Raw genomic sequence first — 19011 nt, 5'->3', positions numbered from 1 at the left:
AAAACGACTCCTTTTTTATTTTTACCGACTAATTACATAACTACGCCGCAAATCACCAAAGGTTCTAATCCAATACCCTGACTTTTGCACACCATCTGGCAGCGTCTTAGCAACCGCCTTACTGGTTTTGTTATTTGGATAATCACCATAAAGCAGAATATAGCGATATTCACCATCTTGCAGTGCATGGATGTAGTAAGACTTGTCTTCTAAACCATGCTTGCGAATGTATTTAAGTATGCCATCCACTTGGCTGGCTTGTACCAACTGAATAGCGTAGCGCATCTCCGGTTGCTGACTTATCCAATCAACACCACGACGATACTGATCCGCATCGAGTGGCTGCGAGACGGGTTGTGCCGTCTTTTGAGTAGCCAGTGACTCAACAACAGGAACGGGCTCCACACGCTGCTCTCTTACAGAGGGAGTCTCTTGCTTTAATGCTTTTTCTTCTGCCGCTGCAGCCTCAACCAACTGATCTTGTAAGGATTTACCTAATTCCAGCGGTGCTGTTTCTGACTCTGGTTTAAGTTCTGGTTTTAGTTCTGATGTAACTTCGACGACCTCCACAGGAGCAGCCCCTTCTACGGCGCTTACAACGACTTCAGGCTCATCAAGCTGGGGAATTGCTTGCGAAGTAGTTACTTCTATCTGTGGCTGATCTTTAGACTTATCTGTTGAGGAAAGACCTGCTAATGAAGGAAAAACAGATAATAAGCTTTTCAGTACATTGTTGGATTTTTCAGTTTCCACTGAACTAGAGACGGGTATTGTACCAGCACTATTTACCACTGGGGCCTCTGCTGGCACATCTGCTGCTGCCACGATATCGTTACCACCTTTTGCCTCAATAGTAGGTGGTGTTTCAACAGCAGGGGCTTTAACGGTAGGCGTGGGCGGATTAGAAACCACCTGCTGCCTTACGCGAATACGGGTGAGTAATTCTCGGCTTTTATCAAACCCTTCAGCAACCCCCAACTCAGATAGCTCTTGTGCCTTAGCAAAATCTTGCGGCACACCCATACCATAGTAATGCAGCTCGGCTAAACGATGGTTAGCATAAAGATTACCCGCAGCGGCTGAGCGCTTAAAAAGCACCGCACTTCGGACAGGGTCAGTATCGACTAACAGAATACCCAATGCTAGCTGTGCATCATGATTACTGTTGTTAGCCGCGCGGTTCAGCCAATGCATCCCTTTAGGAATATCTTTCGAGGTGCCCTTACCCTCAAGTAACATCAATGCAACTTTAAGTTGCGAGTCGCCATGTTTCTGTAACGCCCCATTGCAGTACCAATCGAAGGCTTGGGTCGAGTCTTGCTTTACACCTTCTCCCAATTCGTAATTGAGGCCTAAACGAAAGCTCGCGGCTGGGTCAACGGAATCAATAACACTATTACTACCATCTACACGGCAGGTGAGCTGCTTTTCCTGATAAGGAGCCGCAGATAAATAGACAGAACTCGCTAAAAGCGAGCTGAATAAAATAAATCCTGTTTTGAAAGTTGACTGCACTGCGCTTTATTCCGTTTTAGATCGAATGCATTGTAGAACAAAACCTTAGCCCACTATCCTACATGCTGCCTATAGGAATGGCTACATCTCAAAAAATTAAAATTTACCCTACCCATCTAAGTCTGCTCCTTGCGCAGCAAACCATTGAAAAATAGATCGAGATTGCTCAGGTGTAAGATTCATATCACGACATTGACTACGTAATGCAGAAATAATTCCCTGAGATTGATAAGCCTGAACAAATGGAGCTAACGGCACGCCATTAAGGTGCCAAATCCCTAATGGTTGGTCTGGGGATGTAACTACCTCTACCGCATCAATCAGCCCTTGGTTAACGACGGGCAGGGTTTTCACCTGCAGTTTATTGATATCAGGCTCCATGTGTATCGGCTGGTTATCTGGCCAGTGGATGCGCGTTTCCCAAAAAGAGCTATCAGCCCACTGCTTTTCTGTAGCATAGAAATCACGGCCAATTCTAGCAAACCGGAAGAACAGTTCCGTCACCCTCAGTTGATGAAAACGTTGCGCCAACAACGCTCTCTCAGGCTCGCGCAACAGTGTATTAATGACGGCTGGAGCTTGTAATGACGAGGAAAGTGCTTGAAAGATACCATTACCGGATAGTGGGTCGACAGCCATAGCGGCATCACCGACCCGAATCCAATTATCCCCAATCGACTCTTGACATAAGATGGGGGTGCTGGTGCGGGCATGCATTTCACCGCTGTAGCTGGCATTTTCAATAAAGGGCCGTGCTTGCTCTAATGTATTAAGCTTTTCAAGGCAAAACTCAGGCAAGCGCGACTTTTCCGGAAGAACAGCCGATGCAACATCAAAAGTAAGCTGCAAATAGCGCTTACCTTTTTCATCCATTGCCATCCATGCCCACCCTTGAGGAAAGCTTTCTACCGCCGAGCGCCTCTCTTCAACCTCACCTTGCCAGTATTGCAGAATAGAAACCGTTTCTGCGCCTCTGATACGCTTCTGTTTTGCAGAAGGCGCAGCTCGCCCTCTCGCTTCAACTAAAAATGTTGCCTCAACCTCTATCATTTGCCCTGATGAGTCAATTGAGATTCGGTGGCCCAAAGAGGAAGTCTCTACCTCCTTCACTCTTCCTTGGATGACATGAATACCCTGCATAGCCAGATCCATTAAGATAGCTGAGTCAAAGGCACTACGATCAATCAATCTTTCGGTATTCGCTTGGCTGGATACACCATTCCAAGTTACAAAGCGTGCAGAAGGCTCAGGAATTTTATCTAAAGCATGACAAAAACCTGCATTGCGGAGACCCTCAACGACCCGTTCAGAGATACCTTCCAACGCACTAAAAGGTCGTGGCTCTCCAACCACCGTGACGTGTGTGTAGCCCAATTGCTTAAGCCCAAGCGCAACCGCGCCACCGGCAGGACCTGCACCCAGAACGACAATGGGTGTTGCTTCGACTGTTCCAACGTTTGTCATAACGTTCAACTCTCAGTGATGGTGTCTATAGTTTATGCGAATTTATGAGAAACGCCGTTCTGGTCCAATATATTTTGCTTGTTGCTGTAAGGCCTGGTAAATCGCATCGCGGTTTGGATCAGTCATGATATGCAGCAAGCGTGCTACATGTCCGGTCATATGAGCACACCCTAAACTCGCACCCGCGGCTTGTTGCTTCTGATCAAAACCCAGTACATGACCACCAAAATCAGCATATTGGGTATTAAGCCAAGAAAGCTCTTCCAAATCACAACGAGCGTCCCCCGTCATTCTTAGCACACCTTCATACGCTGATGGGTACACGGGATCTCCGCGCGCTGGCGCTGACGCGCACATAACCACCCCAGCGTTCAATGCGTTTTCAACGGCTTCTTTCAAAACTGGCCGATCATCTCGCAAACCCAAACTTAAATTAATCACCCTCACTTGCTGGTTAACTAGCCAGTCGATTGCTGCGGCAACTTGTGCCGCTGTCGTAGTGTTTTTCTGACTAAACACCTGTGCAACGTAAAACAGCGATTCAGGAGCGTGGTAATGGATAATATCCAATATACGAGAACCATGGTTGATTAAGTCCTCTGAAGGCTCATCCATCCACAGCGCATCCTCGTGCAGTATAAAAGCAGCGCTATCCTCAACCATCGCCATTTGCGTGTCACGGTACCCACTATCGACAATCCCCACCCGCACGCGCTCATTCATGCGGTAAGCTCACCATTGGATAACAATTTACCATCCACAAGTGTTAAGCATGTATCAGCACCCGCTAACGTTGAGGCTCGATGACTAATTAAGATACGCGTGCGACCTGCAAATAACTGATCAACGGCATCAATAACTTGTGTTTCAGTTACTTCATCAACGGCAGCCGTCGCCTCATCCAAAACCAAAATAATAGGGTTTTGTAGCAGTGCACGAGCAATGGCAATACGCTGCCGCTGGCCACCAGACAGTTGCTGCCCGCGCTCGCCAATCACACTATCAATGCCTTGAGGTAGCTCTGAAATCAAACCAAGCAACTGAGCCTGCTCAGCCGCCTTCTCAACTTGATGATCATTTGCGTCAGGGTTGGCATAACGGATATTTTCTCGAAGCGAGCCTCTAAACAGGACAATATCCTGGCTGACCACAGCAATCGCTTTGCGAAGCATGAAAGGGCTAATCGTGCGTATATCAATGCTATCTATCTGAATACTTCCCGCTTGTGGATCATAATAGCGCTGCAAAAGGTCAATTAAGGTGGACTTGCCGACACCTGATGAACCACTCAAGGCAACTTTACTACCAGCGGGTATAAAGGCAGAAGCATCGGACAGGATTAATTGTTCTCGACCTGGGTAGGAAAAGCTTAGTCCCGTCAATTGCAGCTCACCGACTACCGTTGTAGGCAATGGCTGCCATGTATCGTCATGCGGAATCTCTGGCTGCTCCAACCTCAGTTCGTTGACCCGCCCCAAGCTCACACTCATACGCTGAATCGCAACATACAAGCCCAGCAGGCTGTTAACCGGTCCAACCGCCATACCCAAATAAGTGGAAAAAGCGATTAAAGAGCCCAATTGCCAACTACCCTCAATAACCCAGTATCCACCAATAAGAAAAGCAGACGCGCGGGTTAGTGAAGTCAAGGTGCTCGGTATCGCTTGCGTAAAGAACTCCGTCACCTGAAGCTTAAGCAGATCACCTAAATAGTTTTCGTTCAGCGTGTTTAGTCTATCTCGCTCTCGCTCCTCCTGCCCAACCGACTGGATAAACTTCATAGCCGGTAGGGTTTCAACCAAAAAGCTCGACAAGTCAGACGAACGTTCTCGAATGGTTCGCACCTTCACTTCGACTTTTCGTCGCATCCAACGCAGCCAGAGCACTTCAAGGGGGATCAAAATCAGCACCAAGAGCGATAGTTTCCAAGAGAGAGCGAGCAACATAACCACCGACCCTAGCAACCCTAATACACTGCTCACGGCGGAGAATAAACTATCTACTGAAAAGCGCTGAATTTCGGCAACATCACCATCCAAACGAGACAATAGGTCACCTATCCGCCGCTTTCCGTAGAAGCTAGGTGAAAGGGTTTGTAAATGATGATAGATATTATCGCGAAGGGAGAACAGAATTCGCCCAGACAAACGAGTGTGCAAATAACGCGTCACACCGGATAACGCCGTACTAATAATACCTACCGAGATCATCAGTAAAGCCACACTGACTAACGTGCCATAATCTTTGGCAATTAAGCCGTCATCGATTAATGTTTTTGTTAACCAAGGCTGCAAAAGCACCAGCATAGAAGCAAGCACAGATAGGAGAAGCAACCCACCAATTGCTTGGCTTTGAGGCTTCACAAAGCTGTATAGCCAGCGAAACGCTTTCTCTAATTGCTCGGGTTGATCACTGGCAACCGTTCGTGAAATCCATCGAAGCATCATTGATCCAAACTATGGGAGGCACCCATAAAAAAAGGGACGATGTTACATCGCCCCTTATATTATTATTTTTTGTTGAAGCTATAGTTTGAAACTAACGTCACAGACGTAACTTTGCAATCCTTAAGTCGGATGTCGACATATCTCCCGTGAGCTGTATCGAACCGATTTTCTCCAATGTTTCGGGGTCATGAACCGAAATATCACTGGATGTGCCTCCAACGTATATCTTGCTGCCATCCTCTAACATGTTGAGGTTGTAGTAAGTATGCTCCAAGTTGTGAACCGCCAAGGTTTTACCCTCCTTCACATTATGCTTAGACAAGGTGTTGAAAGAACCGTACACAATATCTTTATTATTTGGATCAGTGACCCAGTTAAAGACAATAAACTCAAATGGAAGCACTTCTCCGCTTTCTACCTCACCTGTCTTGGTATCGATACGTGTCATCCCCCACAGGAACTCCGCTTTCTCCATGTCACCAGGGTCGCCGTTCCACTTAATGGTGAAATACGGCATGATATATTCACCAATGTGTTCTCCCATCGTATGCATTTGGAAAGCATCGGGTGGTACCCACTTTTCCGGGCTTCGATCCCAGTTTTGAAGTTTAGCTAACGTGCGGATTTCACCTGTTTTCGGATCAATCGCTTTCACATCACCACCACCTAGAATGACTTCACCCGAATCTAGACGCCCCAGCTTGGTAATGCGCCGATCAACGGGAAACGTTCTAACAGGTTTGGCATCCATGCCATCAGCAGTGTTGAAGACAGCCAAACGAGGTGTCTGTACTTCAAAATGATCAGAATGAAGTTTGACAGGATTTTGCACCGTGTAGAGTTCCTTACCATCGGGGCTGACTGTCATCGAAATGATCGTTTTAACTTGCTCGGTTTTACTGGATTGTTTTGCAGAGAAAACCAACTGACAGTCGGTAATATCAATACCGTAAACATCTTCCCACTTTCCACTCAAGACATATGCAACACGTCCATCGGGTGAGGTTGCTATTCCGCCATTACCGAAAATACCTGGCACATCACAGCTGCGCACTAATTTATCCGTTTCGGTATCAATAACGTGTAGCTGATTAGGGCGCGTTACCGTCAGCAAGTACTCATGCATCTCTGAAGCTTGCGCAGTCATACCGCCACTCATTAAGACCCCGCCCGTTACCGCTATGCCCAAGGCTTTAAGGGGCTTCATCATATTTATAAATTTCATTCACCGGCCTCCTTATTCAGACTCTGGGAAAATACCATCAATTTTGCGCCAGTCTTTATCCGCCTTAGCAACGTCTTGAGACCAGTCTGGATGGGTGTTCATCGTGTCGGGGACCTGAGCCGGCCACCAGCAGGCATCAGCACATCCATAAAGATCAGACTCCATCGGCTGGCACAGCGAGCCTAAACCACCAAAAGCATCCACTTCCCAACCGGGGTCGTTGGTTGAGGTACAGCCAACAATCGTCTGCATCGCGACCACTTCTTCAACATCGCCCTGACCTACCGCGACATCCAACATTTTTGCTTTCTTATTAAACGACTTTAAATGTTTCATGCTTTAAGTACCTCTTCGTGGCGATACATAGGCATCAAAGAACCCTGGGTTCTTGAGCATTATTTGCGAGTACACTTCTACGCCATAATCAACCCAATCTCTTAAAAGGTCACAGTAGTGGTATGAAGGTGTCGCAGGATCACCATATTTTGCGTAGCTTTCGTGATAGCATCCGCCAGAGCAGATGTTGCGTATACGGCAGGTTTCACAGCCGGTATCGCTTCTGTCCAAACGCTGCTCCACAAAGGCAGCTAACGCCGGTTTATCAATTCCTTTATCTACATCCCCAAAGGTGGCAACGTCAGAACCCGTAAATCGGTGACACAGGTTAAAGTCACCCTCTTTATCCACCGCTAACAATGCAACACCGGCACCGCATGGCAGTTGTTTTTTGTTACCCTCATGGAGATCAGTCATCAATTGATGCATGTTGCCGTAGCCAAAATTACGATTCTCTAAAGCGGCTTCCAAGTACTGGGCGCCCAAACGCTTCATACCTGCAAACACTTCCGTCATTTCATCGCCCGTTAGATTGAACTCAGCAATATCCCCTGAAGTAACGGGCCCAAACCCCACTTCAGTAAAGCCTAAATCATGGTAGAGATGATTAAAGATGGTATTCACATCGGTAATACCACGGGTTAAGGTGACCCGGCATCCGACAGGACGAGCCGTATACCGAGATAACAACATAGCGACTTTCTTTTTCACTACCTCGTATGTCCCTTGACCTCCAACGGTAATGCGATTCTTATCATGCATCGCCTTTGGACCATCCATAGAGATCGTTAGCCCAAATCGGTGTTCGTTGAACCAATCAACCAACTCTTCTGTCAACAAGGTCGCATTTGTGGTCATTGTAAAATCGACTCTGGCTTCTAAGTCGGCAAAACGGCGTTCACAATAAGCAACAACCTCACGAATCATCGGCATATTCGTCAAAGGTTCCCCACCAAAAAAGACAACGTTGTATTGCTTTTGATCGGGCGATTCTTTTAGCAACATTTCAATCGACTTAATCGCCGTTTCCGCCGACATTTTTTCCCCTCTTGATGGGGTTGTAAGGTCCTCTTTATAGCAGTAGGTGCAGCTCAAATTACACCCAGTGTTAACATTCAGCACGACCGTTGTTAAAGGGAACTGCTTCACCTTTCTGGGTGCTGGGTTTAAACGAGCTACACCCGAAGAGTCATGGATAATCTCCATCGCTTTAAACTCTTCAAGTAGCTCCAACACTTCACCACTTGCGTATCGACCGGCGAAACGTTCTTTGATCATTGGTGCTGTGACTGCACTCTGTTCGCTAAACAGACTAATCAAGTCACGGCTCATTTCATCCAATTCAAATAAGCCGCTGGTTGGTACATGAAACAGCATTGTTCGAGATTTCAGGTCAACCAAATGCATATTTGGTTTAACCAGTGACAGAGATCCCATACTCACCTCGTTTTCTTTGTTTTATGCCAAGTAGGCTGGTTTGAGGTTAATTTCAAAACAATGGATTCAGCACTATTGGATTAACGATCTCACGTAGTCCTGTACAGTCACCATCAAATGAGCGTTACCCGATAACATTTGTTCACCCTCCGTCACAGTACCAACGACGGTCAGGTTTCCGACATTATTGGCGGACATTCGACGTTCTGGATTTAGGCCTGCATCACCCGGCGTGAAGATACCCCGCGCATCGATTTTGCCTGCATATTTGAGATCATGGTCTTCTTCCGCTACCTGATCGAACGGCTTCAAGGACCAACTTGCCGGCATGTAGCCTAATTTCAGATCATCTTCAGTTCCGGGTTTACCATCCGCTCCTGCGGCATACCCGATAGCACGATAAACTGCTTTTTGTTTAGGGATAAGGCCACCGTTACCGCCAATTCGCGCTATGGAATCATTCGGTGTGATATCAACACGCGCCAGTTTGTCAAAAACTGCAATGGCATCCTCAACACGGGCAGAGCCAATGCTGAGTGTGCGCATACCTACCGGTGCATCCGCACCTGCTTTTACCTGAACAACAATATGATCTGAAGCCTGACTTACGACTTTGGCATCGAGTCCTTCTCCAAAAGAGAGAGGCTGATCCAAATTTGCACCGGTAATGACAAGCGTCTGGGTACTGCCCTGCTTGACATAAGTAGGGCTAACAGCGGCGATAGCAGGTGAACTACCCGCTTTTACTGCTGTTATTGCGCCGCCGATCTCATCAGAGCCTTTTACGAACATCCGGCCCGACATACGAATCCCCTGCTCGTCAGTTGCCAAGACCTGTTTTAACGCCTGACCATCGATAATGAGAGACGCACGCCATTCATAACCAGTAAATACTTTTGCACTTCCGCTGCCATTTAATTTGCTACCGTCAGCATAGGTGCCGTTAACCAATAACACATAACGATCATCGGCCTCTTTGATTACACTCAGCTGTGCCGAGAAGTCACCTTTCTCAGGAAGATAACCACTCATCATCCAGTTACCGGTTAAATCTGACTTAGGTTTCGCTGCCCAATCATCCCAAGCTTGTGCTTTAAATGGGTAATCCGCAGCCAACTTAGGTGCTACGTCATTTAAGGCGATATCAAACCAAGCGCGGTCTCGGGCCAGCGCATGATATTCAATCGTTGGATACTGCCCCATATGGAAATGGACAAGTTTCTCCCACTCTCCTTGGGTACGACGCTGCATACCGAAACGAGCACCCGAGTGACATCGAGTACACATTTCAGCATACGCCGGATCAACTTCTTCAACTTTATTCGGAGTGCGCTCTAAAATATAACGTTGCGCCAACGTTTCAGAAGGGGCTAATCCTTGCGTATCCGATAGATACTTAATAAGAACCTGCTCCTCTTCGGGAGAGATATTCAAACCTCGCTGGGTTTTCATCCGATAGAGCGTCGTCATCCAGCCTTCTGGCGTTTTACGCTGTTCACTGATTCGAGAAAACGGCGCATCCGAATTACCTGTTTCGGTATGGCATGACAAACAGTTTTTCTTAATGATTTGCAAACCATCTGCCGCTAAGGCTGTACCCGATATACTCAGTAAGGCCACGGCACTACCGAGGTATGCTGCTCGCTTCATACGTGTGTTTTTCAAGACTATCACTCCTGGCTTTCGGTGATATTTTTATTGTTGCCCAGTATCAGATGGATGACTAAAAGCAAACACTCAAACTAGGTATGTTGATAAGGTACCCCTGCGGTGTAAATAAAGTAGTCGCAATATGTGCGCATTTGTTTGAACATGTAACAGAATGTAACATCATCCGTTAACCAATTGAAAATTAATAAAAATATATCTTTTCTATAAAAATCCACCAGCTTTTCATTAACCGCCTTGATTGCTAGACTCAAACCATTCCTTACTAAGAAAGATCTTTCCATGACTCACCCGAAAAACACCAAATACCGCATATTGATCGTCGAAGATGACTTTGCGTCGCGCTCATTGCTGGCAAGTTACTTTGAAAAGGAAGGCTATGCCGTTGCAGAGACAGAGCAGGCCGATGATCTATGTGGGCGTGTGCATCAAGAACATATTGACTTAGTGTTGCTGGATATCAGCCTTCCGGGAAAAGATGGCTTAACCTTAACCCGTGAGCTGAGGTCAGTGTCTAACGTGGGCATTATTTTGGTAACCAGTAAAGGGGATGAGATAGACCGCATCGTCGGTTTAGAGCTGGGCGCAGATGACTATGTAACAAAGCCTTTTAACCCACGGGAATTACTGGTAAGAGCTAAAAACTTACTGTGGCGCGTCAAAGACAGTCAATTGGCTAAACAGCAAGAAAGTCACCAGCTTTGGCAATTTGAAGGTTGGACCTTGGATGCCAACAAGCGCCTGTTAACATCACCTGAGAGTGTTAGCGAGCGCCTCCCCGAGGGCGAATTCAAACTGCTCTGTGCTCTGATTAATGCACCGGGGGTCATCTTATCCAGAGATCAATTAATGGATGCTATTCATGATCGTGAATGGACTCCAAATGACAGATCCGTCGATGTCATGATCGGCCGTCTTCGCCGAAAACTCACTGACGAGCCATCCAACCCCCACTTCATTCTTACCGCTCACGGGGCCGGATATGTTTTCGCAGGCGAGGTTCGTCAGTCGTGAACACAGCGCAAACACTGATCTATCGAGAGTTAATCTATCAAGGCCAGCGCAGCCGCCTATCTCGTGCTACCTCTGAGCCTTCACTCGAATCGGTCATCGTCAAGCAACCCAGTCTTCTATCCCACCTTCCATCCGCAAACAATCGCCTCCTGCATGAGTACACCATTCTTAAAGAACTGAATATTGACGGCGTTTCACAACCGATCAGCTTTCAAACGACTGAACGAGGTAATACGCTGATCTTCAGGGATAACCATTCTATTAACCTAAGGGCCTGGTTAACCCTCAAACGACCGGATTATGCACAAAGGCTACGAACAGCACTGCACATTGCAAAGATACTGGGCCAAATACACAATGCTCGAATCATTCATAAACAGATAACTCCAGATAACCTTCTGATCAACCCCGACACCGAAACAGTCACAATCATCGATTTTAGCTTGGCAAGCCGCTTAAGCCGCGAATACCCGACCCTTGGCACACCCCAAACACATTCAGATAATTTACCTTATATCGCCCCAGAGCAGACGGGCCGGATCAATCGATATATTGATTACCGCACAGACTACTATAGCTTTGGGGTGACATTATATGAGTTGTTTACAGGACAGCGCCCTTTTCCGCAAAAGGACAATTTAGAGCTTTTACATTGTCATATAGCACGGCAACCCAAAGCACCACACCTTGTTAATCCCGACCTACCCGCTGCGCTTTCACGGGTTATTCTCAAATTACTGGCTAAGGATGCAGCTCAACGCTACCAATCCAGCTACGGCCTCTACTATGATCTTGAGTACTGCAGCCAAATAAAAGATACCAGCTCAACATCAACCTTTACTGTGGGAGAAAAGGACCTCTCCGAGCGATTTGAACTCCCTCAATCACTCTATGGGCGCAAGGACACTATCGAACGTCTGAATGCCTGTTTTGATCAAGCCACCAATGGCCAACAATCATTAGCACTTATCGCAGGATACGCCGGTGTCGGAAAATCCAGCCTAGTGCATGAGTTACGCCAGTATATTTCACAGCAGCACGGTATGTTCGCAGGTGGCAAGTTCGATCAATACCATAGAAATCGCCCCTACACCGCTGTTTATCAAGCGATGCAAATCTTGATCCGCCAACTGCTCACAGAGTCTGATGAGCGAATCCAGCAATGGCGCACCGAGTTACAAACCGCTTTGGGAAAAAATGCCCAGGTCATTTTAAATCTGATACCGGAGTTATCACTCATTATTGGTGAGCAACCCACAGCGCCTCGCTTGTCACCCTCTGAAGAACTACACCGTTTCTCTCATATTTTTCGCCAGATGCTCAAGGTATTCGCTACCGCAGAACACCCTTTAGTACTTTTTTTCGACGATCTACAGTGGGCCGACCTTTCTTCCCTTACCCTGCTAGAAAAACTGGCAAATAATCCGCAACACCCCCACCTACTTATTATTGGGAGCTACCGAGATCAAGACCTTGATCAAAATATCGCTTTTACACACGCTATACATCGTTTGAAGTTAGCCCCCCTTCAGGTCACCTTTGTTAAGGTTGAACCATTAACAAAACAGGATACTCAACAGTTCATTAGCGATGCGTTATCTCATCCTTTTGAAGCGTGCGAACCATTAGCACGTATCTCTTTTGAAAAAACGCAAGGCAACCCCTTCTTTTTAAATCAATTTCTTCAGGGTCTCTATGAGGAAAAACTGATTTTTCTCGAAGGGAACCGTTGGGTTTGGAGCGAAGAAGCCATTCGTGACTGCGAAATATCGGATAACGTTATCGACTTCATGGTAGATAAAATCCAACGCTTATCTCCACAAACTCAAGCCGTCATTCAGCTAGCTGCCTGCATCGGCAACCCCGTGGCTTTGCCCATACTCGCCGCCGTCTATCAAGCGTCTATAGAAGATACCGCCGACGATTTGTGGCAAGCACTCGCCGAAGGGCTGATTTTTCCTATTAACACCAATCAGTTAAACAACCAGGCAACGACACACTCAACGCGCTATCGTTTTGTGCACGATCGCGTCCAGCAAGCCGCTTATTCACTGATACCTCAAGAGAAGATCCAAGCACTGCATCATACCATCGGATTAATCATGCTGGAGCGCTTGCCTGAGGAGGAGCAAGGGCGGCGAATATTTGATATAACCAATCATCTCAATCAAGCACACTCGCTTATTACAGCTCCAGATGAGCGAATACAGCTGGCAAATCTCAATCTACAAGCAGGTCGTCGCGCCAAAGAAGCAGCAGCGTTTGAGTCAGCTTTTGATTATTTCCAAACCGGCATTGATTTACTCCCCCAAGATAGCTGGAACAGCCAAAAGCAACTAGCCATAGATCTTCATCAACTGGCGGCAGAGGCGGCATATATCAAAGCAGATTTTAATAGCTTACATCTGCTCATTGATGCAGCTTTACCCTACTGCACAAGGGTTAACGATCGCGTCCATCTGCAGGAGTTAAAAATCCAAGCCTTGGTTGCCACTAATCATTTTGACTCAGCTCTAGAAGTTGCTCTCAATCTATTAAGCTTACTCAATATAAAGCTTCCAGAAGTACCCAGTAAACGAGTCACCCACCAATCCAGACTGTATTCTCTGGCTAAACTTTATCTCACATCGGATGAGCGTATATTAGCGTTACCTAGCATGACTCACCCCGAAGCGCGCTCGGCCATGTCAATCCTTGCCAGCATGTTCGGAATAGTAAAATTTTCAAGTTCGGGGTTACGCCCGTTGGTCATGGCAAAAGAGGTAGAGCTCACACTAAGGCATGGCCTCTGCAATGAGTCGGCCATGGCATTCGCAGGCTACGGCGGCGTATTATGCGGCCAATATCAGCAAGTTGACCTAGGGTACCGCCTTGGTCAGCTCGCTCTCAAGATTTCGAAACAACCCGAATTCAGTCGCTTTGATCATAAAGCTGAATCGCTCTTTAGTACCTATATCAGGCATTATAAAGAGCCCTTATCGGTATGCGCCGATGCGTTACTGGAAGCTCACAATAAAGGACTGGAAACAGGAGATATCGAGTGGAGTGCTTACTCTCTGGCGGCATATATTCAGTTCTCTATATTGTTGAGCACTGACTTAGATAGTTTCAGCCAGCAAGTTAAAGAATACACGTTACAACTGAAAGAATCGGGGCAAAAGCAATCCTTACACTATTCGCTCATGGCTTTGCAAACCGTTGAAAGCTTAAGAGCGCCAAAGGCCGAGTTGAACCTAAACGGTAGCTTCTATACTGAAGAGATCATGTTGGCTGAGCATAAAAAACATAACCATAAAACGGCTATCTGTTTGCACTACTTTTACAAATCGTTACTGGCGTTTCTATTTCAACACCCTAAAGAAGCCTTTGCTTACAGTGAACAAGCCCTATCACTGAGCGTCTATATTGGCGGTACTTATACAGAGTCATTTTTGCGCTACCTTCACGCACTTAATAGCTTAAACCTGTTGTCGCAACTCAAAGATGCTGAACAATTAATTCATATAAAGGCTCTCGAAAACTACCTTAAAAAAACAGACAAACTGGCGCTTCATTGCCCTGCAAACCATGAACATCACCAGATATTGGTAAAAGCACTGTTGCTAAGTTACCAGCTATCCTACAACGAAGCGGCGAGCCTGTTTGATAGTGCCATATCGCTTGCGAAACAAAGTGGGTTCCATCTGGACTTTGCAATCGCCAACGAAGCCGCCGGGCGTTGTTATTTGCGCTGGGGAAAAGAAACCATTGCCCATCATTACATTGAGCAAGCCTATATGGGCTACTCTACTTGGGGAGCTCGTAGTAAACAGACATTATTGGAACGTGAATTCCCTCACCTAGCGAGCGCTGCTACACCAAAAACGAATACCTATCTCGCGCAAGCGACTCCCCAGCCGGAGGCTCATAAACTTTCAGACTACGCCTACGATGTCGCATCTGTTATCAAAGCCTCGCAAGCAATCTCAGACGAAATTGTTCTCGAACCTCTGCTTGGCCGTTTAATGGGCTTAGCGATTGAAAATGCAGGTGCCCAAAGAGCACTACTTCTCTTAAACCGTCAATCCTTGATGATAGAAGCCGAAGCACAACTAGAGGGCAACACCCAGTTTTATGAAAATCTGACGCTCGAAGCCGGAAGTCATCTCTTACCTGCCAGCATCATCCATTATGTTGCCCGAACAAAAGAGAATGTGGTTTTAGGCCACGCTTGTCGCCATGAAATGTTCAAAAATGACCCTTACATCGCTCAACAGCAGCCTTTGTCATTGTTATGTTTGCCCATTCTCTATCACGGCAAATTGACCGCCATGCTCTATCTGGAGAACAATCAAAGCCGGGATGTATTCGATAAAAATCGACTAGAGGCTCTGCAAATATTATCTGCTCAAGCTGCTATTTCCATAGAAAATGCCAAGCTCTATCAGAGTTTAGAAAAATCCGAATACAATTATAAATCTCTGTTTTTAAACGCTGTGGAAGGTATATTCAGAGCAGCCCCCGAGGGCCGGTTCATCTCAGCCAACCCTGCTTTAGCATCTTTACTGGAGTACCCATCAGCGAACCATTTTCTAGATGAAATTACAGATATTGCCACGCAATGTTTTTATGATGATCAAGACTTATTCACCTTCATGGCAGCCTTGAATCAGCATCAACGCGTTCTTAATTTTGAAACCCGCTGGCTCAAACGCTCCAAAGAACCGATCTATGTCTCGATATCAGCCAGAAAAGTTAACGATATACAGGGTAATCTGGAATATTATGAAGGCTCTCTGACCGATATCAGTGAGCGAAAAGCGAAAGAGTTCGCGGAACGTGCCAGACAAAAAGCGGAAGCAGAGAATGAAGCAAAAACTCGTTTTCTGGCTACGATGAGCCACGAAATCCGCACGCCAATGAACGGTATACTAGGTATGGCTCAACTGCTTCGAAAAGGAAATTTACAACCGGAGCAAGCAGCACAAATTGATACGATTTATAACGCAGGCCAATCACTGCTCTCGATTCTGAACGATGTATTAGACTTTTCAAAGTTTGAATCTGGTCACATTACCTTGGAGGAACAGCCCTTCAAAATAGATCAAGTACTCGATGAAGCCTATAACCTGTTTCTCCCCATAGCACAGGAAAAATCCCTGCAACTAATACCACGTATCGATCGCAATCTGCCCTCAGTCCGTGGTGATCGACGCGTCCTTAGCCAAATTTTGATCAACCTGCTCTCAAATGCCATTAAGTTTACCCATGCAGGTGTTATCTCCTCTTGCATGAAACTACTCACAAAAACCGAGACTGACCTAACAATACGTTTTGAAATCACAGATACAGGTATAGGGATTAGCAAGGCTGCGCAAAAAACTATTTTCCGACACTTCACACAAGCAGATAGTTCGATAACAAGGCGGTACGGTGGAACCGGCTTAGGTTTGGCTATCACGAAGCAAATGATCGAACAGCAAGGGGGCAAAATCGGTGTCGATAGTCATGAAGGCAACGGCTCTTGTTTCTGGTTTGAAGTGAGTTATCCAATAGCTGATTTACCTAACGATACAACAGAGCACTCTCCACAAAAAACAATAGCTAGCACTATTGCACCCTTGGATATTCTCCTCGTTGAGGATACACAGGTAAATCAAGCAGTCGCCACGGGCTTACTCGAGATAGATGGTCACCGAGTGACTATCGCAGATGATGGCTATACAGCCCTGTCGATGCATAACGATCATGCCTATGACTTAATTCTGATGGATATTCATCTACCCGATATGGACGGCGTGACGACCGCCAAAAAAATTCGCGCCCATCCAGACCCCAACCGCGCTTTTGTTCGCATCATTGCCTTGACAGCCTCCGTTTCAAAGCAAGAGGTTGACTCCTATTTGGCAGCAGGTATGGATGACGTTATCGCCAAACCGATTCAGCATGAACGGTTGAGGCGCGTATTAAGTACTCCTTATTCTAAAGCGGAATTAATTTTAAACGCGCCTGCTCCCGAAGGGGAAACATTGTTAGATAGCTCGCTGATCCAACAACATTTAAATCTGCTGGGTGAGGAACGATTTAACCAGCTAATGGAGCAATTCCAAGCGCAAGCCAGAACTCTGCTGGGAGATTTAGAGAGCACGTCAGATGCTCATTTGCTGGCACAACATGCACACACCCTAGCGGGTGCTGCCGCAAATTTTGGTTTTCATGCACTGTCAGCCCAATGCAAACAGATAGAAAATCATGCCACAACAGAAAGAGATAACTCACTCAATATCATCACATTAATTGAAACCAGCAGAGCACTTTTTGAGGAGAGTGTAGAGGCTCTAAGCGCCCTCCGGCTTGAACTATAAAAAAAGGCGTTCTATTGAACGCCTAAACAACTCGCCTTACTGGAGAGCCAAGTTGATATGAAAGGTGCTGCTCTTTTTCTAACGATTGATATTCAGTAGCTGGGGCACGGTGTACTCTAATAGCCCCTCAAGACCAAACTCCACACCAAAACCAGACATCTTGCATCCACCAAACGGAGCGTGCGGTAACACTTCTGCATGACCGTTAATCCATGCAGTTCCGCACTCTAGTTGTGACGCGACTAATTGGGCTTGCTCTAAGTCACTCCCCCACACAGATCCCCCTAGTCCATTCTCGCTGGCATTAGCTTTCTGAATAGCTTCATCAATATGCGAGTAACGAATAATAGGTAGCACAGGACCAAACTGCTCTTCATCAACAATGCGCACACCGTCAGACACGTTTGTCACTATAGTCGGCGAGATAAAATAACCCGAACCCTCAGGTATCGCTGCCCCACTATGTACAGCGGCACCCTGTCGTTTTGCATCAGCGATCAACTCATTAACCAGATCATACTGATCTTTATTTTGAACAGGCCCAAAGCTTACACCTTCATCCATACCATTCCCCACTTGCTGCTGCTGGGCAATCGCGATGAGCTTGTCGCTTAATGACTCGTAGAGAGAATCGTGAACATACAAGCGTTTCAATGCAGCACACGTTTGACCCATATTGAGGAACGCTGTTTGAAAAATTCCTGACGCTATGGCATCTACATCAGCACCGGGTAGCACGATACCTGCATCATTACCGCCCAGTTCCAGCGTTAAGCGTTTCAGATTACCTGCCGCATTACGCATGATGTTCTGCCCTGTTGGCGTCGAGCCGGTAAATACAATTTTTCTGATCTTCTCGTGGCCACTCATGGCTCGGCCTAACCCACCCTCACCCGTGACGATGTTAATAACCCCTGCTGGTACAACTTCATTAATCAGCTCAACAAGACGGATGGTGTTAAATGGGGTCATTGAAGAGGGTTTTACTACAACCGTGTTGCCTGAGCGCAACGCGGGCATAATATGCCAAACCGCGATCATTAAAGGCCAATTCCAAGGTAGAATCGATCCGACAACCCCTAGTGGTTTGCGATGAAGTTCGATACGCTTATTCGGGCTATCCTCTATTACATCAACAGGAATCTCTAAATCAGCCGTATAGCGTGTCCAAGCCACTGCGCCACCGACTTCCATCTGAGCCAGCCCTAAAGGTTTTCCCTGCTCTTGCGTCACAATCTCAGCTAATTCAGCAGCATGTTCTTCAATTTTGTCAGCAATGCTATGCAGCATTTTTTGGCGATCCTGATGAGAAACATGCTGCCACTGTTTGAATGCTTCTTCTGCAGCATTCACTGCCTCATCAAGTTGCGCTAATGATGCAGCTGGACACTGGCTCAGCTCAGTGGCAGTAGCGGGATTAATAACGGAAAATGGTGAACCACCTCCAGCCACTTTCTGTCCGTTGATAATCATCGAGTATTCTTTTTTCATACGAGAACCTGCTTGTCCTGAGTAAAAAATTTGCCAAGCCCTAGGGCCTGGCATAATTCAGATGCGATCG

General features: G+C 46.6%; 11 protein-coding genes. 2 read left to right on the top strand and 9 right to left on the bottom strand.

Annotation, left to right across the window (positions count from 1 at the left end):
* Positions 1–21: 21 nt before the first annotated feature.
* The 8 genes from F0U83_RS06055 to peaA form a co-directional block, all read right to left on the bottom strand.
* Positions 22–1515 carry an SEL1-like repeat protein gene (locus F0U83_RS06055; RefSeq protein ID WP_138988683.1) on the bottom strand — a complete coding sequence of 498 codons (1494 nt, stop codon included), beginning with the start codon at positions 1513–1515 and terminating at the stop codon, positions 22–24.
* 108 nt (positions 1516–1623) lie between these two features.
* On the bottom strand, positions 1624–2979 hold the full coding sequence (gene qhpG, locus F0U83_RS06050) for a flavin-dependent monooxygenase QhpG (RefSeq protein WP_138988682.1): 1356 nt from the start codon (positions 2977–2979) through the stop codon (positions 1624–1626).
* Positions 2980–3021: 42 nt separating this feature from the next.
* A complete protein-coding gene (qhpE, locus tag F0U83_RS06045; RefSeq protein WP_138988681.1) occupies positions 3022–3702 on the bottom strand; it encodes a subtilisin-like serine protease QhpE in 681 nt (226 codons plus the stop codon).
* Positions 3699–5423 carry an ABC transporter ATP-binding protein gene (locus F0U83_RS06040; protein ID WP_138988680.1) on the bottom strand — a complete coding sequence of 575 codons (1725 nt, stop codon included), beginning with the start codon at positions 5421–5423 and terminating at the stop codon, positions 3699–3701. Before F0U83_RS06040 ends, qhpE begins: the two co-directional genes overlap by 4 nt.
* A gap of 100 nt (positions 5424–5523) precedes the next feature.
* Positions 5524–6651 (bottom strand): quinohemoprotein amine dehydrogenase subunit beta, encoded by a 1128-nt coding sequence (gene peaD / locus F0U83_RS06035; RefSeq protein WP_138988679.1) that lies wholly within the window; start codon positions 6649–6651, stop codon positions 5524–5526.
* Positions 6652–6663: 12 nt separating this feature from the next.
* Complete coding sequence (gene qhpC, locus F0U83_RS06030) at positions 6664–6987, bottom strand: quinohemoprotein amine dehydrogenase subunit gamma (protein WP_138988678.1); 324 nt, start codon at positions 6985–6987, stop codon at positions 6664–6666.
* A 3-nt stretch (positions 6988–6990) separates the two neighbouring features.
* Positions 6991–8424: a quinohemoprotein amine dehydrogenase maturation protein gene (gene peaB / locus F0U83_RS06025; protein ID WP_138988677.1), complete on the bottom strand. Its 1434-nt coding sequence runs from the start codon at positions 8422–8424 to the stop codon at positions 6991–6993.
* A 72-nt stretch (positions 8425–8496) separates the two neighbouring features.
* Positions 8497–10098 carry a quinohemoprotein amine dehydrogenase subunit alpha gene (gene peaA, locus F0U83_RS06020; protein WP_420813346.1) on the bottom strand — a complete coding sequence of 534 codons (1602 nt, stop codon included), beginning with the start codon at positions 10096–10098 and terminating at the stop codon, positions 8497–8499.
* A 276-nt stretch (positions 10099–10374) separates the two neighbouring features.
* On the opposite strand from peaA, the gene F0U83_RS06015 reads away from it, so the two are divergent.
* Positions 10375–11106: a response regulator gene (locus tag F0U83_RS06015; RefSeq protein WP_138988676.1), complete on the top strand. Its 732-nt coding sequence runs from the start codon at positions 10375–10377 to the stop codon at positions 11104–11106.
* On the top strand, positions 11103–17450 hold the full coding sequence (locus tag F0U83_RS06010; protein ID WP_138988675.1) for an AAA family ATPase: 6348 nt from the start codon (positions 11103–11105) through the stop codon (positions 17448–17450). Before F0U83_RS06015 ends, F0U83_RS06010 begins: the two co-directional genes overlap by 4 nt.
* Positions 17451–17528: 78 nt before the next feature.
* On the opposite strand, the gene F0U83_RS06005 is transcribed toward F0U83_RS06010, so the two are convergent.
* On the bottom strand, positions 17529–18941 hold the full coding sequence (locus F0U83_RS06005; RefSeq protein WP_138988674.1) for an aldehyde dehydrogenase family protein: 1413 nt from the start codon (positions 18939–18941) through the stop codon (positions 17529–17531).
* Positions 18942–19011: the final 70 nt, after the last annotated feature.

The sequence above is a fragment of the Neptunomonas concharum genome (genome assembly GCF_008630635.1).
GTDB classification, from domain to species: domain Bacteria; phylum Pseudomonadota; class Gammaproteobacteria; order Pseudomonadales; family Balneatricaceae; genus Neptunomonas; species Neptunomonas concharum.
This window is presented reverse-complemented; position numbering and strand designations above follow the sequence as displayed.